This window comes from Roseibium aggregatum (assembly GCF_014692675.1).
Classification (GTDB): domain Bacteria; phylum Pseudomonadota; class Alphaproteobacteria; order Rhizobiales; family Stappiaceae; genus Roseibium; species Roseibium aggregatum_C.
Genome location: NZ_JABFCZ010000001.1, coordinates 100,917 through 121,860, shown reverse-complemented (window position 1 = coordinate 121,860; position 20,944 = coordinate 100,917). Strand labels below are relative to the sequence as shown.

Annotated in this window: 17 protein-coding genes; 13 read left to right on the top strand and 4 right to left on the bottom strand. The window is 62.9% G+C overall.

All coding sequences use genetic code 11. The annotated features are described in order from the left end of the window. Positions 1-124 precede the first annotated feature (124 nt). The 4 genes from HK439_RS00330 to HK439_RS00315 are packed head-to-tail and all read left to right on the top strand — an operon-like array spanning position 125 to position 4,849. Entirely contained in the window at positions 125-1,345 is a 1,221-nt protein-coding gene (locus HK439_RS00330; RefSeq protein ID WP_190289375.1) for a carbohydrate ABC transporter permease, read from the top strand. Next, entirely contained in the window at positions 1,342-2,544 is a 1,203-nt protein-coding gene (locus HK439_RS00325) for a carbohydrate ABC transporter permease (protein WP_190289374.1), read from the top strand. The genes HK439_RS00330 and HK439_RS00325 overlap by 4 nt, the downstream gene beginning before the upstream one ends. Before the next feature lie 5 nt (positions 2,545-2,549). Beyond that, a complete protein-coding gene (locus HK439_RS00320) occupies positions 2,550-3,803 on the top strand; it encodes an MGH1-like glycoside hydrolase domain-containing protein (RefSeq protein WP_190289373.1) in 1,254 nt (417 codons plus the stop codon). Then, complete coding sequence (locus HK439_RS00315) at positions 3,803-4,849, top strand: ABC transporter ATP-binding protein (protein WP_190289372.1); 1,047 nt, start codon at positions 3,803-3,805, stop codon at positions 4,847-4,849. The genes HK439_RS00320 and HK439_RS00315 overlap by 1 nt, the downstream gene beginning before the upstream one ends. Here HK439_RS00315 and HK439_RS00310 read toward each other — a convergent pair. After that, a complete protein-coding gene (locus HK439_RS00310) occupies positions 4,846-5,808 on the bottom strand; it encodes an acyltransferase domain-containing protein (protein ID WP_268956855.1) in 963 nt (320 codons plus the stop codon). The two genes, HK439_RS00315 and HK439_RS00310, sit on opposite strands and share 4 nt — an antisense overlap. On the opposite strand from HK439_RS00310, the gene HK439_RS00305 reads away from it, so the two are divergent. After that, the gene (locus HK439_RS00305) at positions 5,807-6,616 is read left to right on the top strand and encodes a 4'-phosphopantetheinyl transferase family protein (protein ID WP_190289370.1); all 810 of its coding nucleotides are present in this window, start codon (positions 5,807-5,809) and stop codon (positions 6,614-6,616) included. The two genes, HK439_RS00310 and HK439_RS00305, sit on opposite strands and share 2 nt — an antisense overlap. Here HK439_RS00305 and HK439_RS00300 read toward each other — a convergent pair. Beyond that, on the bottom strand, positions 6,589-7,446 hold the full coding sequence (locus HK439_RS00300; RefSeq protein WP_190289369.1) for a metallophosphoesterase family protein: 858 nt from the start codon (positions 7,444-7,446) through the stop codon (positions 6,589-6,591). The genes HK439_RS00305 and HK439_RS00300 overlap by 28 nt on opposite strands. Positions 7,447-7,571: 125 nt before the next feature. On the opposite strand from HK439_RS00300, the gene HK439_RS00295 reads away from it, so the two are divergent. The 5 genes from HK439_RS00295 (at position 7,572) to HK439_RS00275 (ending at position 12,552) form a co-directional block, all read left to right on the top strand. Further along, positions 7,572-8,825 (top strand): cytochrome P450, encoded by a 1,254-nt coding sequence (locus tag HK439_RS00295; protein ID WP_190289368.1) that lies wholly within the window; start codon positions 7,572-7,574, stop codon positions 8,823-8,825. After that, positions 8,822-10,078, top strand: coding sequence for a hydroxymethylglutaryl-CoA synthase family protein (locus tag HK439_RS00290; RefSeq protein WP_190289367.1), 1,257 nt, complete (start codon positions 8,822-8,824; stop codon positions 10,076-10,078). The genes HK439_RS00295 and HK439_RS00290 overlap by 4 nt, the downstream gene beginning before the upstream one ends. A 230-nt stretch (positions 10,079-10,308) precedes the next feature. Further along, a complete protein-coding gene (locus tag HK439_RS00285; RefSeq protein ID WP_190289366.1) occupies positions 10,309-10,554 on the top strand; it encodes an acyl carrier protein in 246 nt (81 codons plus the stop codon). 4 nt (positions 10,555-10,558) lie between these two features. Further along, complete coding sequence (locus tag HK439_RS00280) at positions 10,559-11,785, top strand: beta-ketoacyl synthase N-terminal-like domain-containing protein (protein ID WP_190289365.1); 1,227 nt, start codon at positions 10,559-10,561, stop codon at positions 11,783-11,785. Beyond that, a complete protein-coding gene (locus tag HK439_RS00275; RefSeq protein ID WP_190289364.1) occupies positions 11,782-12,552 on the top strand; it encodes an enoyl-CoA hydratase/isomerase in 771 nt (256 codons plus the stop codon). The genes HK439_RS00280 and HK439_RS00275 overlap by 4 nt, the downstream gene beginning before the upstream one ends. Here HK439_RS00275 and asnB read toward each other — a convergent pair. After that, positions 12,521-14,515 (bottom strand): asparagine synthase (glutamine-hydrolyzing), encoded by a 1,995-nt coding sequence (gene asnB / locus HK439_RS00270; protein WP_190289363.1) that lies wholly within the window; start codon positions 14,513-14,515, stop codon positions 12,521-12,523. The two genes, HK439_RS00275 and asnB, sit on opposite strands and share 32 nt — an antisense overlap. A gap of 21 nt (positions 14,516-14,536) precedes the next feature. Then, entirely contained in the window at positions 14,537-14,815 is a 279-nt protein-coding gene (locus HK439_RS00265; RefSeq protein WP_190289362.1) for an acyl carrier protein, read from the bottom strand. 485 nt (positions 14,816-15,300) lie between these two features. Here HK439_RS00265 and HK439_RS00260 point away from each other — a divergent pair, with 485 nt between their 5' ends. The 3 genes from HK439_RS00260 to fabD are packed head-to-tail and all read left to right on the top strand — an operon-like array spanning position 15,301 to position 20,938. Continuing rightward, complete coding sequence (locus HK439_RS00260) at positions 15,301-16,935, top strand: cyclic peptide export ABC transporter (protein ID WP_190289361.1); 1,635 nt, start codon at positions 15,301-15,303, stop codon at positions 16,933-16,935. Between the two features lie 2 nt (positions 16,936-16,937). Next, positions 16,938-18,584, top strand: coding sequence for an ATP-binding cassette domain-containing protein (locus HK439_RS00255; RefSeq protein WP_190289360.1), 1,647 nt, complete (start codon positions 16,938-16,940; stop codon positions 18,582-18,584). Beyond that, entirely contained in the window at positions 18,584-20,938 is a 2,355-nt protein-coding gene (gene fabD / locus HK439_RS00250; protein WP_190289359.1) for an ACP S-malonyltransferase, read from the top strand. The genes HK439_RS00255 and fabD overlap by 1 nt, the downstream gene beginning before the upstream one ends. The last annotated feature ends 6 nt before the right edge of the window (positions 20,939-20,944 follow it).

Below are 20,944 nucleotides of genomic sequence, written 5' to 3'. Positions count from 1 at the left end.
GGTAGCATTTTGGCGGCCACCTGCAGGCGAAAGCCGCTTGACCATAGCGTCGGCTATGCTCTGCGCGCCTTTCACCCGCATTCGGCTCGCCAAAATGCGATGCAGGGCATACGGAATGTGAAAAATGGGTGTTAACGGCACCACTCCGCTTGCCCGGCGCGAAGCCCGGCTTGCCTGGGGGTTGCTTGCGCCGACGCTGATCAGCGTCGCGTTGGTGGTGATCCTGCCGTTGCTGGCGATCTTCTGGATCAGCTTCAAGCCGGTCGGCCTTGCGGATCTCCGCCCGCCGGCACCGATCCTGCGCGAGGCGGTCCGGGGCAGTGGCGACAAGCTGCGCATCGAATACCGCCTGCGCAATTCCAGTCAGGACAGGCCGATCGCCGATGTGGTCCTGACCGACATGCTGCCGCCGATGGTCGACCTGAAGGGCGATCCGCCCAAGCCCTGCACCCTGTCGGGCCGGACGCTCACATGCGATTTCGGCACCATCGAAGGCGGCTACAACGAACGCCTCCGCATCCCGATCACTGCTTCCGATGAAGATGCGGCGGAAGAGGCGGCCGAAGGCAGCGATCCGGTTGTCACCGGCACCGCCAGCAGCGTGCTGACCGACGCCACCTTCACCCTGGAAAATTTCAAGAGGATCTTCGAAGGCGCCGAATTCTGGACCGTGCTCGGCGTAACGGTCTTCTACACCGTATTCGGCACGCTCGGGGCGCTCATCGTCGGCCTGTTCGCGGCCATGCTCCTCAACAAGTCCTTCAAGGGGCAGGGCATCCTGCGCGGGCTCTATCTGTTTCCCTATGTGGCCCCGGTGATCGCGGTCGCCTTTTCCTGGCTGATCCTGTTCGACCCATTTTCCGGCAGCGCGAACGCGCTTCTGGTCCAGATGGGCGTCACGAACCAGGCGATCAATTTCTTCGGGGACCGGCCGCTGGCGCTTGTCATGGTGACCACCTTCGAGATCTGGCGCTACTTCCCGCTGTCGTTCCTGTTCATCCTGGCACGAATGCAGAGCATCGACACCGAGATGTATGAGGCCGCCGACATGGACGGCGCCAGCCCGTTCCAGAAGTTCTGGTACCTGAGCCTGCCGCAGCTTCTCGGCATTCTCTCCGTCCTGTTCCTGCTGCGCTTCATCTGGACCTTCAACAAGTTCGACGACATCTTCCTGCTGACCGGCGGCAACGCCGGGACCCGGACGCTGACCGTCAACGTCTACGAACAGGCCTTCGCCGTTTCCAATATCGGCGCAGGCGCCGCGGTCGCCGTGGTGATCTTCTGCTGCCTGCTTGTGTTCTCGTTCTTCTTCTTCCGCTTCATCAGCCAGGAGGAAGGACTATGAGGGCACTGCGCTTCGGATATGTCACCGGCCCGGTTCTGGGCGCGCTCTGGATCTTCGTCATCGCGACGACGGTGGCCGTCACCATGAGCTTCGTCACCGGCGCTCCCTTCCGGCCGTCGTTGGCATGGTCCGCGCTGTGGGGCGTTTTGGCCGGGGCGGCAGCACTATACGGGTCAGTCTCGGCCATCGCGGTGGCCGTGGTGCTGGGCGCTATCGGGATCGTCGGTTTCGGTCCCATCCAGTCGATGGACACCGGCATGATCGCTGCCGTCATCGGCCATGGCGCCGTCGGCATCTTCGGCCTGCTCGGACTGCGCCTGATCCTGAAGGAATGTCCGGCCGGCGCCCTGTCGCGCCATGAGTTCGAAGAGGCGGTGATCCGCTTCCTGACCGGCTTCGGCTACATCTTCTTCACCGCGATCGTGCTGATCCCGTTCTACGTCATGGTGATGACCAGCCTGAAGAACCAGGCGGAACTCCTGCAGAACCCGCTCGACTTCACCATCGATCTGTCGAAGGGCGCAGGATTGTTCCGCTCCTATGTCGAACTCTTCGCCGATTTCAATTTCGGCACCTACCTCTTGAACTCCTTCGTCATCTCGGTCGCAACCGTGGTGATCACCCTCCTGTTCAGCATCCCAGGCGCCTATGCCGTCGCCCGCCTGCGCTTTCGTGGCCGGGCCTCGTTCTCGCGTTCGATCCTCTTGATCTACATGGTGCCGATGATCGTCCTGGCGCTGCCAATCTACATCGCCTTTTCGATGACCGGCCTGCGCAACTCGATCCTCGGCATCGTGATGATCTATCCGGTCACCACGATCCCGGTCGCGCTTTACATGCTGCAGGGCTATTTCCGCGGACTGCCGGGCGAGGTGGAAGAAGCCGGGCTGATGGACGGCCTGTCCCGTCTGGCGGTGATCTGGAAGATCACTCTGCCGCTCTCCCTGCCGGCGCTCGCCTCCGTGTCGCTCTACGTTTTCATGATCGCGTGGAACGAGTTCCTGCTCGCCTTCATGCTTCTGGACGACCCGTCGAAATTCACGCTCACGCGCGGGATCGCCAGCCTGAATTCCTCCGAAATTCCGCGCCAGCACCTCATGGCGGGCGCCGTGATCGCCACCGTGCCGATCATGGCCCTGTTCCTCGGGCTGGAACGGTTCATGACCAAGGGCCTGACCGCAGGCTCCGTTAAAGGATAATCCCGATGACCTCACATACGAGCCTCGATCTGGAGGCGCGTAACATCCTCAAGCAGAACGACCGCGGCGGCTACACGATCCCCACGGCCGGCCTCTATCCCTACCAGTGGAACTGGGACAGCGCCTTTGCCGCCATGGGCTTTGCCCAGTTCGATATCGCCCGCGCCTGGCAGGAACTGGAAACCCTGTTCTCGGGACAATGGTCCGACGGTATGGTGCCGCATATCCTGTTTCACCAGCCCGATCCGGGCTATTTCCCGGGACCGGACGTCTGGGGCTGCGAGGGACCGATCCCGTCCTCCGGCATCTCCCAGCCGCCGGTCGCCGCAACCATGGCCCGGTTGATCCTGCAGAAGGATCCGGAAGCGGGCAGGGCAGCCATGGGCCGGCTCTTCCCGAAAATGCGCGCCTGGCACAAATGGTTCATGGACTGGCGCCTGGACAGGGGTGCGGTCTGCGTCACCCACCCCTGGGAAAGCGGCCGGGACAATGCGCCCGAATGGGACGGCGCAATGGCGCGGATCGACCCGTCGGACGTCGGCGAATACACCCGCCGCGACACCTCCCATGTGGACGGCTCGATGCGGCCGACCAAATACGATTACGACCGCTACATCTGGCTGGTGCAGCTGGGCCGCAGGCTCCACTGGGACCAGGCGGCCATGCTGGAGGAAAACCCCTTCCGCGTGGCGGACCCGACCATGACCTTCACCCTGCTGCGCGCGCACCGGGATCTGATGGTCATGGGCGAACTGCTCGGCTTGGATACCAAGGGAATGGCGCAGGAAATCTTCCTCCTGGAGAAAGGCGCCCAGACCCTGTGGAACGAAGAGCTTGGCAGCTACGACGCCCGGGACGCGAAGACCGGCGAATGGGCCGGCTGCATTTCCAGCGCCTCCTTCCTGTGCTGGCTTGCGGGGCTTCCCTCCGACCGGCAGGCGGAGCATCTGGAACGCATTCTGGATGCGACGAACTTCGGCGTTCCGAGCCACGATCCGGCAAGCGACCGCTTCGATCCCAAGCGCTACTGGCGCGGGCCGACCTGGGCCGTGGTCAATATGCTGATCGGCCTCGGGCTCGAGGATGCCGGCCATCCGCTGGGCAAGCGGGTGCGCGAACTCACCCGGGAGCTGATCACCCGCTTCGGCTTCGCCGAATATTTCGACCCGATGACGGGCGAGGCGGCCGGCGGCAAATCCTTTACCTGGACCGCCGCCGTCTGGCTCGGCTGGGCCAGCCCGGCGCGAGGGAGGACGTAATGGGCGCGATCAAACTGAACGCGGTGGAGAAATGGTACGGCAAGGCCCAGGTGATCAAGGGCGTCGACCTTGAGATCGCCGATGGCGAATTCATCGTCTTCGTCGGCCCCTCCGGCTGCGGCAAGTCCACCCTGCTGCGCATGATCGGTGGGCTTGAGGACATTTCCCGCGGCACGCTCGACATCGACGGCAAGGATGTGACCGCCGAGCCGCCGTCCAAGCGCGGCCTGTCCATGGTGTTCCAGTCCTACGCGCTTTATCCGCACATGTCGGTGCGCGACAACATGGGCTTCGGCCTGAAGACCGCCGGCGCGCCCAAGGCGGAAATCGAGCAGAAGGTCGCCGCCGCCGCGGAGGTTCTGAAACTGGACAGCTACCTGGACCGGCGCCCCAAGGACCTGTCGGGCGGCCAGCGCCAGCGCGTCGCCATCGGCCGCTCCATCGTCCGCGATCCGACCGCCTTCCTGTTCGACGAACCCCTGTCGAACCTGGACGCGGCACTCAGGGTGGAGATGCGCTACGAGATCGCCAAGCTGCATGAGAAGCTCAGCACGACGATGATCTACGTGACCCACGACCAGGTGGAGGCCATGACGCTCGCCGACCGGATCGTCGTCCTGGAATTCGGCCGCATCGCCCAGGTCGGTACGCCGCGCGACCTCTACGAACGCCCCGCCAACCGCTTCGTGGCGCAATTCATCGGCAGCCCGAAGATGAACATCCTGCCCTGCACCGTGAAGGACGGCGGCTATGCGCTCGAAGGCGCGCGCGGCGGCAGCTACGACGGTTCCGGAAACCCGGTCGAAGTCGGCATCCGCCCCGAACATGTCACGCTCGGTTCCGCCGGCGACGGCCAGTGTGACGGTGTCGTCGATTTCATCGAGTATCTCGGAGCCGACAGCTTCCTGATCGTGGACTGCGGTCCGCTCGGCAAGGTCAACACCCGCTACGTAGGCGATGCGCCTTTCCAGCAGGGCGACAAGGTCGGCCTTGTCTTCGATCCCCAACGGACGCACTTCTTCGACGCCGAGGGCGAACGCGTCTAGGCCTGGAAGATCTGCTCCAACCGTTTCAGGTTATCACCGAACGGGGAGAGTAGGGGAGTGATCGTTGAGGGCGAATTCTCGGTTAGCTCCTGCCGCAGCACCGCAGCCAGGCTGGCGGTGGGGCTGAGATCCAGATAGCGCGCGCCGCCAGTAGCCTCGATCGCGGCAAACGTCTTTCGCAATTCCATCGGCTCGCGGACGATCCGCCAGAGCAGGTTCCCGTCGGCCGCCTCGAGCGGTGTGCCGAGGCAGGACGACCAGACCGGCCAGAATGGTGTTTCAAACGACAGCGCCGAGACCGCATCGAGATAGGTCTGCCGTGCCGGTTCGATCCAGCGTGAGTGAAACGCGAAGGGAACCGGCAGCCGCTGGAAGGCCACGTCCAACCGCCTCAATTCCGCGATCACCTGTTCGGCATCCGCTTCCAGGCAGGCGAGCACGCAATGGCGCTGCGCATTGGTGCCGGCAATCTCGGTCAGTTTGGCAAGAGCTGAGCTTTCCGCGCGAATGCTCACCGGCGCAAGCGCTGCTATCAGCGCCCCGGCGGGGGAGGTCTTGCGGAAGACCGCTGGCTGGTCGGCGACCGCCCTGAGCGCGGTTTCGAACGGGATCATGCCGGAAACGCTCATGGCGACGAATTCGCCGAGGCTGACGCCGAGCAGCCCGTCCGGCTTCACGCCCTGGCTCTGCAGTAGCTTGGCGAGCGCGAACTGGGTCATGAACAGGGACGGATGGGACTGTTCCAGCCGGTCGAACGGATCGCTTAGGGACTTGTCCGCCGCATAGATCGCCTCCAGAGGCGAAAAACCGTGGAGATTTCGCACGATCCTGTCGCCAATCTCCATCCATTGTCGGAAGACGGGATAGGCGCTCATGAGATCCGATGCCATATGGTAATACTGTGATCCTTGCCCGGCGAAGCAGAAGAGGATGGGACAAGACTTGGATTCGGAAGGCATGAACAGGACCTTGGGAAGCGACCGGGCGAACGCCGGCTTCTTGTCGCACGGGCCGGCGGGCGGCGGCAAGACGCTGATCGGCCATGACCGTGTTGCCGCATGGTGGCTGAGCCTCGACCGGATCGGCGAGGAGGACTGGGCCGGGCTTGAGGCGCTTCTGATCGACGAGGAACTGGAAAGGGCCGACCGTTTTCACTTCCACCGCGACCGGGAGGTCTATATCGCCGCCCATGCCATCTGCCGGGGCCTGCTCAGCTACTGCATCGGCGAAGCACCGCAAAGCTGGCGGTTTTCGGTGGAAGACCACGGCAAGCCGGAACTGATCTCGCCCGCAGGCGGTCCCCGCATCCGGGTCAATATTTCCCACACGCGCGGGCTCGCCGCCGTGGCGCTCACCGTCGACCATGACATCGGCGTCGATGTGGAATGGCTGCAGCGCGACGCGCCGACGGAGAAACTGGCCGAACGGGTGTTCGCCGAACCGGAGCGAAGAACTCTGGCCGCCGCGCCGAACGCGTCGAAGATCGATACCTTTCTGACCTTCTGGACCCTGAAGGAAGCCTATGTGAAGGCCATCGGCAAGGGCCTGTCCCAGCCGCTCGATGCCTTTTCCTTCGACCTGGAAAGCCTGCGCATTCACTTCGACGACAGCCTGGCCGACGATCCGGCCAGATGGCATTTCGAGCGCTATCGCCTGAGCGCGGATCACCTGATGGCGCTCGCCATCCGCCATCCGGAGCCGGCGGCTCTGGCCGTGGACACCGTTCCGGCACCGCTTGATTATCTTCTGGAACTGGCCGCTTCCTGAACGGTCTCTTCTTCCGGCAGGATATCGCGCAGATAAGGGGCAATGCCTCGGCTCTGGTCCCACTGGCGCGGATAGCCGAGTGAGACTTCCTCAAACCGCGTGCCGTCGCGCCAGTCGGTGCGGCGCGTATGCAGATGGCCGGAAATCACCACCCGAGCGTTGAAACGAATATGCCAGTCCTCGGTCCGCCGCGTGCCGCACCAGGGCGTGAACCGCGGCGCGCGCGGAATGTGGATCAGGTCGCTGCGCATCGGGAAATGGTTGATCAGGATCGTCGGCATGCCGTCGGGGATTTCGGCAAGTCTCCGTTCCGTTTCCGCGCACCGCCGCTCGCACCAGTGGTCGCGGCTTTCAAAGGGCGAATGGTTCAGGAACATCTCGTCGGCGCAGACCGCCCCTTCTTCCCGCGCCCAGGCCACCACTTCGTCGCGGCTCACGTGATCGGGGCGGAAGCTGTAGTCGTAGAGCAGGAACAGCGGCGCGACGACAATGGGTCCGCCGGGGCCGGTCCAGGTCTCGTAAGGATCTTCCGGGGTGACGATGCCGTGGTCGCAGGCGCATTTGACCATTGCCTGATAGCGTTCCTCACCGGCCAGCGCCGGCGTGTTTCGCTCCTCCGGGATCGCCCAGAGATCGTGGTTTCCCGGCACCCAGAACACCTTGGCGAATTTCCGGGTCAGCGTCGCGAAAGCAAGCTGCATGTGCTCGAACCGTTCGGCCACGTCGCCGGCGACGATCAGCCAGTCGTCTCCGAAGTCTGGCAGTTCGAGCAGGGCGTCGCGGTTGGCCGCGCTCGCCAGGTGAAGGTCGCTGATGGCTTTTATTGTCATTGTGTTGGAGATCGGGGTCTCGTTCCTTGACGGTATCGTGCACTTGGGGAACACTTCACCCAACTCTCGTCCTTGTCCACCCCGAACCGGCCGGTTTCCTGATCAATCCGGTAAAAGAGCAGGTTATGTCCGAGGTTCAGATCGAAAACGGCGGCGACATCGACTGGTGGTCGATTCTCTCAGACCAGACCTTTCTTGAAAATCCCTATCCCGAGTTGCACCGCTTGCAGGCGCTGGGCCCGGTTCACCTGGACAGGTCCAACGGGATCTATTTCATCCTCGGTCACAAGGCGTTTTCCAAAGCGGCGAAATCGTCGGCGCTCGGCCGGGACACCCGCAACTGGACCAACGGCTGGAACACGGAGGATTACCGCGCGCACGATCCGGTCGGCTACCGGCTTTTCAGCGAATTCCAGCCGCAGATGATCAACAATGACGGCGACATTCACCGGCGCATGCGCAAGGTCTATGAGCCGGCCTTCCGTGCCCAGGCGATGACGTCCATGGTGTCCCTGATCGAGGAGGAGGCCGGCGCCCTCTTGAAAGCGATGCCCGACCGGGGCGAGGTCGACTTCATCGAGGCCTTTGCCGGACCGCTGCCGCTGCGCGTCCTGTGCAAGCTGTTCGACATTCCTGAAAGCCTGGACGAGACCATTGCCCGCTGGAGCGCGTCGCTGATCCGGATCGGCGACATCCTGATGACGCCGGAGCAGAAGGTCGAGGCCATGGAGGCGCTCGGCGAATTCAAGACGTTCCTGCGCGAGCAGATTTCGACGCGCAAGAATCGTGACGAAGACAATCTCATGGGCCTTGCGATCGAGGCTCACAAGGACGGGACGCTGGACGAGGAAGAAACCCTGACCAACCTGGTCTCCATGCTGGTTGCCGGTCACGAGACTACGGTCACCCTGATCGGAAACGGCATGCTGCTCCTGATGCGCAATCCGGACGAAATGGCCCGGTTGCGCAAGGACCCGGAGCTGATGCGCACCGCGATCGAGGAGTTCCTGCGCGTGGAGCCCGGCGGCAACATGATCCTGCGCATCGCGCTGGAGGACGTCGAGGTCGAGGGCACGCTGATCCCGAAGGGCTCCCCGGTCATCGGCCTGATCGGCGCCATCAACCGGGACCCGGTCCGGTTTGAGCGGCCGGACGAGCTGGATATCGGCCGGCCTGCGAATGCCCAGTTCACCTTCGGTGGTGGCGCGCATTTCTGCATCGGCGCACCGCTCGCCCGGCTTGAGGCCCAGATCGCCTTTTCCGCGGTCCTGGATAAATACGGTACAATCGAGCTTGCCGGTAAGCCCGAGTGGCGGCTCGACCGGATGAATGCGCGCGGCCTCGGCCATCTGCCGCTGCGCGTGGAGCGAGCTGCATGAACCGTCCCGTCGGTATCGAGGCCATGAACGTCTTCGGCGGCATGGCCTATCTGGATGTGCGCGAGCTGTGCGATCACCGCGGCCTGGACATGCCCCGGTTTGAAAACCTGCTGATGCAGGAAAAGACCGTGGCGCTGCCTTACGAAGATCCGGTCACCTTCGCCGTCAACGCGGCAAAGCCTGTTGTCGACAGCCTGACGGCGGAAGAGCGCGGCCGGATCGAGATGGTCGTGACCTGTACGGAATCCGGCATCGACTTCGGCAAGTCGCTCAGCACCTATCTGCACCGCTATCTGGACCTGCCGTCGAACTGCCGCCTGTTCGAGATCAAGCAGGCCTGTTACTCCGGCTCGGCCGGTCTGCAGATGGCGGTGAATTTTGTGCTGTCCCAGACCTCGCCCGGCGGCAAGGCGCTTGTGGTGACCACCGATATCTCAAGGTTTGCGCTCGCTGACGCCAACGCGGTCCAGGAATGGGCCTATTCGGAACCCAGTTCCGGCGCGGGCGCGGTGGCGATGCTCGTCTCCGACACCCCGCATATCCTGCAGATCGATCCGGGCGCCTACGGCAACCATGCCTTCGAGGTCATGGACACCTGCCGTCCCGGCCCCGACACCGAGGCGGGTGACGCGGACCTGTCCCTGATGGCCTATCTGGATTGCTGCGCCGGGGCCTATGACGATTACGCCCGCAGGGTCGACGGGGTCGATTTCCGCGACACCTTTAGCCAGCTTTGTTTCCATACGCCCTTCGGCGGCATGGTGAAGGGCGCGCACCGGCACCTGATGCGCAAGCTCTACAAGGCGAAGCCGGCGGAGATCGCCGAGGATTTCGAAACCCGTCTCGGCCCGAGCCTCGCCTACGGCAAGCGGGTCGGCAACACCGCCGGCGGATCCGTCTTCGTTGCCCTGGCCGGCACCATCGACGCAATTGACCTGAGCGAGCCGCAGCGTATCGGCCTGTTTTCCTACGGCTCCGGCTGCTGCTCGGAATTCTTCAGCGGCGTTGTCGGTCCGGACGGCGCGGAGCGGCTGAAATCCATGGGGATTTCGAAGGCCCTAGACGATCGCTATCGCCTGTCCATCGCAGACTACGAAAAGCTGCTTTCCGGCGATGCGGTCGTCCGCTTCGGAACGAAGGATGCCGAACTCGACCATGATATCATTCCAGGCGCCTGGCCCGTCGCCGGCAAGGGCGACCGGCTTGTCCTCGACACCGTGGCGGGGTACCACCGGAACTACATATGGGTTTGAGATTGATGACAAAGCCCGATTTCGTCATCCCGGGCGAACGTCAGTGAGACCCGGGACCGGCGAGCCGAGGTCTAGCCGGCTCAACTCTGTCGAATTCGCGAGGCTTCTGCCTCCCCGGCCCCGGCTCGCGCTGTTGCCTGGCCGGGGTGACGATGGAGAGAATGAGACTTTGGCTGCAGTCTGTGGGTCCGAATGTTTTTTGCAAATTGGCCCGGTCAGGGGGAATTAAGTTGGACAGCGATCAAATCGTCGAGATCATCATTGCGGAGATCCGCGAGACCGTGCCCGAGCTGGCGGAACAGGCGATCGGGCGGGACGATTCCATGGCGGATCTGGGCGTCGATTCCATCGAGCGCAGCGAAATCATCCTTGCGGCCATGGAACAGCTGGGGCTGAAGATCCCGATGGTCCAGCTTCACGGACCCCGCAATATCGGCGAGCTCGCGGACCTGCTCCTGGCCAAGAGCAGCGGATGACCCTGTGACGATCGCGGTCATCGGAATAGGCGTTGCCTGCGGGTTGGGCCACGGCAAGGAAGCCTTCCGACAGGGGCTGTTCGAAGCACCCAATGTGTTTTCCCATCTGAAACGGGAAGGCCGCGAGCCGCCAGAGGGCGAGATCCCCTTCATCGGCGTCGAAATGCCGGATCCGCCTTCCATTTTGCCGGCACGCCTGGCGCGAACCGCGACTTTGAGCAGCCGTGCGGCCATCTCCGTGCTCGATGAAGCCTGGAACGAGGCCGGGCTGGAAACGGTCGATCCGGAACGCATCGGTCTGGTCGTCGGTGGCAGCAACCTGATGACGCGGGAACGGGTGCTTGCCCTTCGGGATTATTCCGAAAGGCTCGCCTACGTGCCGCCGCGCCACGGGCACATGTTCCTCGATACGGATATCTGCGGGCTGTGCACGGCGACGTATCCGATCCGCGGCTTTGCCTATAGCGTCGGGGGCGCCTCGGCGAGCGGATCGGTGGCGATCATTCAGGCGATGGAGGCGATCCGCTCCGGCCGGGTGGATGTCTGTATCGCTCTTGGCGCGCTGCAGGATTTGTCCGCTCACGATCTCCAGGCGATGCGCGCCATGGGGGCCCTGGGCTCGACCCGGTTTGCCGACAGCCCCGCCGACGCCTGCCGGCCGATGGATACCGATCATGACGGCTTCATCTTCGGCGAAGCCTGCGCTGCCCTGGTCCTGTGCCGGGCGGACAAGGTCACTGGCGGCAAACTCTATGGCGAGATCCTGGGCGCAAGCCATGTCGCGGACGGATCCCGCGGCCCGGAACCAAGCTCGGCGGGCCAGGTTCGCGCCGCTAATCTGGCCCTGGCCGAGGCAGAACTAACCGTCTCTGATATCGACACCGTCAACGGCCACGCGACGAGCACGCCGACCGGCGACGACACCGAACTCGAAACCTATCGGACCCTCGGCCTGGAGCACGCCCGGATCAATGCCACCAAGTCCATTCTCGGGCACGGGCTCAGTGCCGCCGGCGCAATCGAAGTTGCGGCCGTGCTGATCCAGATCGAGGAAGGTCGGCTGCATCCGAACCGCAATCTGGAAACGCCGCTCGATCCACGTTTCGGCTGGGTCGGGGCGAAATCCGAAACCCACGATATCCGTCACGCCTTGAAATTTTCCTTCGGATTCGGCGGAGTGGATACGGCCCTGGTGATCGGCGCACCGGGAACGGGGCGGAGGCGGCAATGAGTTTTGAAACGCTCAAGGTGACGACCGGCGACGGCATCTGCCGGATCGTCTTCGATCGCCCTCAGGTCGGCAATGCCATCAACGCGCAGATGATCGAGGACTTCGGCGCGGTGCTGGCGCAGTGCGCCAGTGAAGATACTTCGGACGGCAAGCCGGTGACGGTGGTGGTCATCGAGGGCGGTGAAGACGTGTTTTGTGCCGGTGGCGATTTCGAGGCCGTCACCGAAAACGGCTCGGCCGGCGATCCGGAACCGCTTTACGATGTCTGGCGGATGCTGGCCGAGGGCCCCTTCGTGACGATCAGTCTGGTGAAGGGCAGGGCCAACGCGGGCGGTGTCGGTTTCGTCGCTGCCTCCGACATCGTGATCGCCGGAAAGGGCGCGAGCTTCGGCCTGTCCGAACTGCTTTTCGGGCTGTTCCCGGCCTGCGTGCTGCCGTTCCTGATCCGGCGGATCGTCCGTCAGAAGGCCCATTACATGACCCTGATGACGAAACCGGTGAGCGCCGCCGATGCGCATGAAACCGGTCTCGTGGATGTTCTGGCCGATGATCCCGAAGCGGCCCTCCGTCAGCACCTGGCTCGGCTGAAACATCTCACCCGCCCGGCCATCGCGCGCTACAAGGCCTATATGGCCACCTGCAGCGGCAATCCGGACGCGGACAAGCCAGCGGCCCTTGCTGCCAATCGGGCGGTCTTTTCCGATCCCGATGTGCTTGCCGGCATCCGCCGCTATGTCACCGAGCTGAAGCTTCCCTGGGAGGAGTAGGTCTTTCCCGCTCTTCAACCAGATTGACCGCCTTTTCCAGCGGTGGCAGGACCGGGGTGCGTAAAGTCTCGCGCCGGACGAAGGCTTTGTGCAGCAGACAGATCGACAGCAGGTAGAGGAAGGTCTGGTTTTCCTTGGTGCTGATCTCGCTAGCCGGCTTGGTCAGGACCTTGTTCGCCAGGCGCTGCGCGAATTTCGCATTGAGGAACGGAACCTTTCCAAGTTCGTCCTCGCTCAGCACCAGGTCCAGATAGTCCGGGAGCAGGGCGGCGAAGGCGGCGGCGTCCGGCGCACGGTAGGGGAACTTGCGCTTGTCGATGATCCGGTCCGGCAGCCGGCCCCGGAAAGCCTCACGCAGCAGGCGCTTCTCGGTAAAACCGTCGTCGAATTTCAGGTTCACCGATGTCGCGAGCGCGAACAGGTCCGGGTCGAGGAACGGGCAACGGTTTTCAACCCCGTGGGCCAGGCTCATGCGTTCGCCCTGGGTCGACAGAAGATAGCCGGGCAAGAGCGTCTTGTATTCCAGCCACTGGGCTTTCTCGGTTGGTGACAGTCCGGCGTAATCGGGAGACCCGGCGACCAGGTCCGAGATCGCCTGGAACGGCGCGCCTGCCTCCTTCAGAAGGCGGGCGGAGAACTGGCCGTTCTGGAACCTGAGTTCATGGGAAAACAGGCCGGGCATCTTTTCGTTCGAGAACTGGTGGTAGAGCCCGGTGACCGCGGCGATATCCGCCGGCCCGTAGTGGGCCAGATGCGGATAAAGCTGTTCCAGCCGCGTGCGGCGGACGTCTTCCGGCAGCTTGTCCCAGGCGTCGCGCAGCAGGGTTTCCTTGAAGAGGTCATAGCCGAGGAATGCCTCGTCTGCGCCTTCGCCGCTCAGGATGACCTTGATGCCCTCGTCCTTCGTGCGCTTCGACAGGATGTACATCGGCACGAAGGCGCTGCGGAAGGCCGGCACTTCCGCGTGATAGACCGCATCGGGCGTGGCGTTGGCGATGTCGGCGTGGGTGATGCGCTGTGCATGATGGCGGGTGCCGAGATGCTCCGACACCAGCTTCTGGTCGCCGGATTCGTCGAACTCCGCGTCCTCGAATTCCACGGAGAAGGTGGACAGCGGCTTGCGCGAGATATCCTCGGCAAGGGCTGCGACAATGGCGGAATCGACCCCGCCGCTTAAGTAAACACCGACCTCGACATCGCTGCGCAGGCGCAGTTCCACGCTGCGGGTCAGCCGTTCCCGGACCAGGGCGAGGGTATCGGCTTCGCTCGTCACGTCCGGTCCCTGGTCGAAGCGTAGGTCGGCGTAGGTGTGCATGTTCACAGACCCGTTGCGCCAGGAAAGCCATTGGCCCATGGGAAGGCTCTCGATGCCCTTGAAGCCGGACTGGTCCGGCAGGGGCGTCCATTGGCCCAGGATGGAGGAAATCTGGTCGGGGTCCTGCTCGAAGGCAAAACCCGGAACGGCCAGAAAGGCCTTCATCTCCGACGCGAACAGCAGGCTGTCGCCGTGCCGGGCAAAAAACATCGGCCTCTTGCCGAACCGATCCCGGGCGAGAAACACTTCGCCGGTCGCACTGTCATATAGCGCAAAGGCGAATCCGCCGTTGAACCGCGTCAGGCAGTCCGGGCCCCAGGTGATCCAGGCGTTCAGGACGACTTCCGTGTCGCAATGGGTGTGGAATTGGCAGCCGAGGGCTTCGAGTTCGGCACTCAATTCCAGGTAGTTGTAGATCTCGCCGTTGTAGCAGAGCCAGTAGCGCCCGGTCGGATCGCAAAAGGGCTGCGCGCCCGAGGCCGGATCCATGATCGCCAGCCGGACGGTTCCCATGGCAAAGCCGTCATCGACCACATAGCCTGCCCCGTCGGGACCGCGGTGGCCGATATAGGCCAGCATGCCGCTGATCATGCCGGTCAACGGCTCGGCGGAGAGGGCTGGATTACTGATACCGGCAATGCCGCACATATAGAAACTGCCTGTTCAGGGTCAATCGTCCGAACGTTCAGATACTTGGCGCTCGGATACTGGAAGCTCGGATACTTTTTGCGCCACGGCCTTTTCGATCTGGGTCAGGCTGACCATAACGCCGCTGGTCATTTCCTGTTCGGTGAACTTGATGCCGAATTCCTCTTCCAGAAAGCGGACGAGCTGGATGTAGCCGAAGGAGTCCATCACGCCTTCCTTGAAGAGGTCGGAGCTTTCGGGGAAGGTGTCGTCGAATTCAATCAGAAATTGTTCTTCGATGAAGTCGCGTATCTTACTCATGATCTCCGACTGCGTCTGACGAAGGGCTTTGCCCGGTAAGGAGCCGGTCGAGTGCGAAGTCTCGCAACTTGCCCGGCCTTGAATTTACGGTAGCCAATTGAAACGCGGAGCAACAGCCTGAAGGAGCGGAATTTTCCCCTGACAACAGAAAAAATCATTGGAAAAAATAACCTAGGGTAAGCATTTCGTGAGCAGGAGACGGCAGAGGCCATTGCGATGCGGTAACGCCCGGATTTTTAAAGTGATGTTTTTGCCCGATATTCAATGGATGTAGGCCCGATCTGGCTTGCGTGGACCCTGTGAGGTGAATAGCATTGGCCGTCTCAATCGGCGGCGGGCCAGCCTGGAAATACGACGGTGCCCGGTGCGCCTTGCAGTTGGTCCCTGCAGGGCGGACGATGACGGTTTATCGGGACTGTGCAGTGACAAGGCGGGACGCCCGCGCAGGCGCCGGTCGGGGGACACGCCAAAATGGTAGGTTTTGCATGAATATCCTCCGCCTGCTCAAAGGTGGGCCGCCCGCAAGCCGCCGTTTTATCTTCACCATCACCAGCCTGTCGGGTCTCGGCAACGCCGGGCTGGTCGGCCTGATCAACCAGGCGGCGGAACAGACGCTCGTCGGCCAGAAGGTCGGGCTGCAGCTGATTGTCGTCTATCTTCTGACGCTGACCTTCTTCCTTCTGTCCAACCGCTCCTCCCTGCATCAGGCTAACCGTTTCGTGCAGTCGCGCCTTGAGGCCACGCGCCGACGGATCGTGAACAAGATCCGGAAGGCCGATCTCCGGTCCCTGGAGCGGCTGGGCCACGGCGATATCTACGTGACCGTGGCGCAGGAGACGGACCATCTGTCCCAAAGCCTGCCGCTGATGATCGGCGCGGCCCAGAGCGCATTCCTGCTGGTGTTCCTGCTTCTGTACATCGCGACCATTTCGCTCATCTCCTTCATTGTGGTCGGCGGTTTCTTTGCTCTGGGGCTCTATTTCTTTCTGGCGCGGCAGAAGGCGCTGACGGCGTCGATTGCGCAGGTGCATTACCGCGAGGCGGAAATGCTCGATACCCTGTCGCATTTTACCCTCGGTTTTCAGGAAATCCGCCTGAACGCGGACAAGAACGAGGCCCTGTTCAGCCACTTTTCCGATGTTTCCGACCGTTTGAGGGACGTGGTCATCGGGCTGGGCGGGCGATGGGTCGCGCTTCTGCAGTTCAGCAATGCCTTTTTCTACATGCTGATCGGTATCGTGGTGTTCGTGCTGCCCCTGTTTTTCGAAGGCTATACGGACACGATCTACAAGATCACGGCGGCCTCCGTCTTTTCGCTCGGCCCGATGGCGGCGATCACATCGGTCGTGCGCCTCGTCGGGCGCGCGGAATCCGGTCTGGGGCACGTTTACGCGCTGGAAAAGCGCCTGGACGAGCATGCACCGCCGCCGGCCGGGCCGTCGCCGCGGGAACGGTCGCCGTTCCGCTCGTTTTCCTCCATAGAGCTCGCCGGAGCCGTCTTCCGCTATGTGGACAGCGAAGGCGTCAGCACCTTTTCGGCCGGTCCGTTGAACCTGTCCCTGCAAAGGGGCGAGATCGTCTTCATGACCGGGGGCAACGGCAGCGGCAAATCGACCGCGCTCAAGCTGCTTTGCGGCCTCTATACGCCTGACGAGGGACGGATCCTGTGCGACGGCGTCGAAATCGGCGAGGAAAACCGGCAGGAATACCGGGAGATCTTTTCCAGCATCTTCACCGACTTTCATCTGTTCGACCGGCTCTACGGCATCGACGATGCGGAGCCTGAAGATGTGGAGCGGCTGATTGCGCGCATGGAGCTGAGCGACAAGGTCGGGTTCGAGAACGGGCGCTTCACCACCAGCGACCTGTCGACCGGCCAGCGCAAGCGGCTTGCCATGATCGTCGCCATGCTCGAGGACCGGGAAATCTATCTCTTCGACGAATGGGCGGCCGACCAGGACAGTCATTTCCGGGATATTTTCTACAGGGAAATCCTTCCGGACTTCAAAGCCCGCGGCAAGACGGTGCTCGCCGTGACCCATGACGATCACTACTGGGATTGCTGCGACCGCCGCGTGACGCTGGATCTCGGCATGATCCTCCCGCCCGGGGAGGTGTAACCATGGCTCTGATTGACTTCATCAAGGGCGCGGACGCCCGCCAGCTGCGGATCATGCTCGCCCTGACGCTGGTCGCGGGGCTTGCCAATGCCTCGCTGATCGTCGTGATCACGAAGGTCGCGGAAGAGGTCGCCAAGGCAGGGCGTCCCGGCACCATCGCCTGGGTCGTCTTCTTCGGCGCGTTCGCACTTTACTACCTCGCCAACCAGTTCGCCCTGGTCCGGTCCCAGGCGATCATCGAGGACCTGCTCAACCGCAAGCGTCTGGAAATCGCCGACAAGCTGCGCAAGACGGAACTCCTGATCGCCGACAAGCTCGGCCGGGGCCGGCTCTTCAATCTGGTGGCCAAGGAAACCAATCACCTGTCGGTCACCTTCCCGCTGATCATCGACGCCTTTCAGCAGATGATCCTCCTGACCATGGCTCTGCTCTACCTGCTCTATCTGTCGCCGGTCGGTTTCATCGTGTTTCTGGCGACGGTCTTTGCAGGCGTCCTCGGCTACAAGGCGATCGACAAACGCTACCGGGACATCCTCCAGCTGATCGAACGCATGCAGGCCCAGATGCTGGATGCGATCGGCGATATCATTCACGGCAGCAAGGAGCTTCGCCTCAACACACGGCGCAGCGACGCCGTGGCCGCCGCCTACCGGAAACGGTCGCATGTCCTAGAAAGGCTTCTGGTCCGGTCCGTCGAGCACTGGGTTTCACTGATCCTGCTCGGCAGCCTGGCGACGTTCCTGATGCTCGGCGTCGTTGTTTTCGTCTTTCCCGAATATGTCTCGGGCCACAAGACCATCATATTCCAGGTGATCCCCGTGCTGCTGTTTTGCATGGGCACCCTGTCGAAGACGGTGGCGCAGTCGCCCATGTTCATGCGCGCGGAGGTCGGCCTGCAGTCGATCCTCGAAGTCGACCGCGAACTGTCCGCCGCGACAAGCACCACGCCGGAAGAAGCGCGCCGGCTGTCCCGGCCGTTCCTGGATTTCTCGACGATTTCCTTCAACGGGATCCGGTTCAGCTACAACACCAAGGACCCGGACGCCTACACCGTCGGTCCGCTGGACCTGACGCTCACCCGTGGCGAGGTCGTCTTCCTCGTCGGCGGCAACGGCAGCGGGAAGTCGACCGCCTTGAAGATGATGACCGGCCTCTATCCGCTTCAGACCGGCTGGATCGGCGTCGGCGAGGCAGCCGTTTCCGGCAAGGCGGTTGCCGGGTACCGGGAGCTGTTCTCGTCCGTTTTCGTCGACTTTCACCTGTTCGACCGGCTCTACGGCGTAGAGGACATCGATCCCGGGCGGGTCAACCGGCTGATTGCCGAATGGGGGCTGGCCGACAAGGTGACCTTCGAGGACGGCCGCTTCAACCAGCTTCACCTGTCGACAGGCCAGCGCAAGCGTCTTGCGTTAATCGCTGCGGTCGTCGAGGACCGGCCGGTCTATGTGTTCGACGAATGGTCGGCCGAACAGGACGTCATTTTTCGCGATTATTTTTACACTTCATTCATTCCAAAACTGAAAGCGCAGGGGAAACTGGTGATTGCGACAAGCCACGACGAAAAATACTGGAATGTCGCGGACCGAGTGGTCAAGCTGGATCTGGGCAGGATCGAGTGGATCAAAGATAAGGTCGAGCTGGAGGCCTGATGAAGACCTTTATCTTCCCGGGACAGGGTGCGCAGCAGCTTGGCATGGGCCAGGACCTGTTCGCCCGGTTTGAGGATCTGACACGGCAGGCGGATGACATCCTTGGCTCCAGCATTGCAGAGCTGTGCCGGGTCGGTCCGATGGAAAAGCTGAGCCGGACGGACCATACCCAGCCTGCGCTCTTTGTGGTCAATGCGCTCCAGTATCTTGCGCACCTGGAAGAAACCGATGACCGCCCGGCCTACCTGCTCGGGCACAGTGTTTCGGAATATGTCGCCCTCTTCGCCGCCGGTGTTCTCGATTTCGCGGCAGGCCTCCGGCTGGTCAAAAAGCGCGGGGCGCTGATGGCTGAGGCTCGTGGCGGGGGCATGGCCGCCGTTCTCGGCCTGGAGGCCGCAGCCATCGAGGACCTGCTGCGAGCCAAGGGCATTACCGATGTTTTCCCGGCGAATTTCAATACCCCCAAGCAGATTGTCGTCTCCGGCCGCAAGGACGCGGTCGTTGCCGCCGAAAGCCTGTTCCTGGAAGCCGGTGCGAGCCACTATAAGGTGCTGCCGGTCAGCGGTGCGTTCCACACGCCTTTCATGGAAGACGCCTGCGCGCGTTTCGCCGAATTTGTGGCGGATACGGAATTCGCGCCACAGCAGGTGCCGGTGATTTCCAATGTCACCGCCCGCCCGCATGTGGATGGCGAGATCCGCCAACGGATGGTGGAGCAGATCACCGCGCCGGTGCGCTGGTCGGAAAGCCTGCGTTATCTGATGGCCAAGGGCGTTGCCTTCGCCGATACCGTTGAGATCGGTCCCGGCGGACCGCCGGTCGTACGGCCCATGTTCAAGCGCACCGAACTGGAAGCCGGCCCGCTCGACGCCGCCGTTCTGGAGGCGGAAGAGACCGCTCGCCTGGAAGCCATGCAGAAAGAAGCTCTGCAGACACAGTCTCCGGAACCGGAAAAAAGTCCTGCCGACGAGAAGCCGGTCGCCAGGGCCAACGGTGCCGCGTCCGGCTTCGGACGGTTTTCCATGGAAAACCTCGGGTCCCGCGCCTTCTGCGACATGTTCGGCCTGCGTTATCCCTATGTCAGCGGGGCGATGTACCGGGGCATCGCCTCCACGGACATCGTCATCCGGATGGCGCGTGCCGGACTGCTCGGCTTTTTCGGCGCGGCCGGCCTGCCGGTTTCCCAGACGCGGGAGGCGATCCGCAAGATCCGTTCGCAAATCCCGGAGGGTGCGGCCTTCGGCGTCAATTTCATTGCCCATCTCAACCGCCCCCAGCTTGAGGACGACCTGACCGACGTGCTGCTGGAGGAAGGCGTGACCGCCGTCGAGGCCTCCGCCTTCATGGAAGTCACGCCCGCGCTCGTCCGGTACCGGGCGAAAGGGCTGAAGCGGGATGGAGGCAAGGTCCGGGCGGCGAACAAGGTCATCGCCAAGGTCTCCCGGCCGGACGTTGCCGCCCAGTTTTTGAGTGCCGCGCCCGAGCCGGTCATCGCCAAGCTGCTGCAGGCCCGTGCGATCACCGAAGACGAGGCGGAGCTGCTGCGCAATGTGCCGATGGCCGATGCGATCTGCGTGGAATCCGATTCCGGCGGCCATACCGACCAGGGCATGCCCTTCGCCCTGATCCCGCCGATCCTGAAGCTGAGGGACGAGGCCGAACAGCGTTTTCCGGAGTTCGGCAAGCTGTTTGTCGGCGCCGCCGGCGGCATCGGCGTGCCGGAAGCCGCCGCCGCCGTTCTGGTTCTCGGCGCGGATTTCATCGTTACCGGCTCGATCAACCAGTGCACCGTGGAGGCAGGCACCAGCGACGCGGTCAAGGAGATGCTGGAAGGCATCAACGTCTATGACACGGCCTATGCCCCGTCAGGCGAGATGTTCGAGCTGGGCTCGAAGGTGCAGGTCCTGAAGAAGGGCGTGTTCTTCCCCTCCCGTGCCGAACGGCTGGTTGCGCTTTACCGCCAGCACGAGGCACTGGATGCGATCGACCCGAAGCTGCGCAAGCAGGTCGAGGAGCGTTATTTCGGCCGCAGCTTCGACGAGGTCTTCGCCGATGTGGCGCGCACCTATCCGGCGTTCGAAATCGAGCGCGCGGAGAAAATGCCCAAGCACCGCATGGCGCTGGTCTTCCGGCGCTACTTCCGCGACACCTCCGACTGGGCGCTGAAAGGCGATCTGGAACACAAGGTGGACTTTCAGGTCCATTGCGGCCCCGCCCTTGGCGCTTTCAACCAGTGGGTCGCCGGGACCGGGCTGGAACCGTGGCGGGCACGCCATGTGGACGATATTGGTCTCAATCTGCTCGAACAGACGGCGGATCTTATGAACCGCCGCCTGTCGGTCATGGTCGGTTAGGGGGAG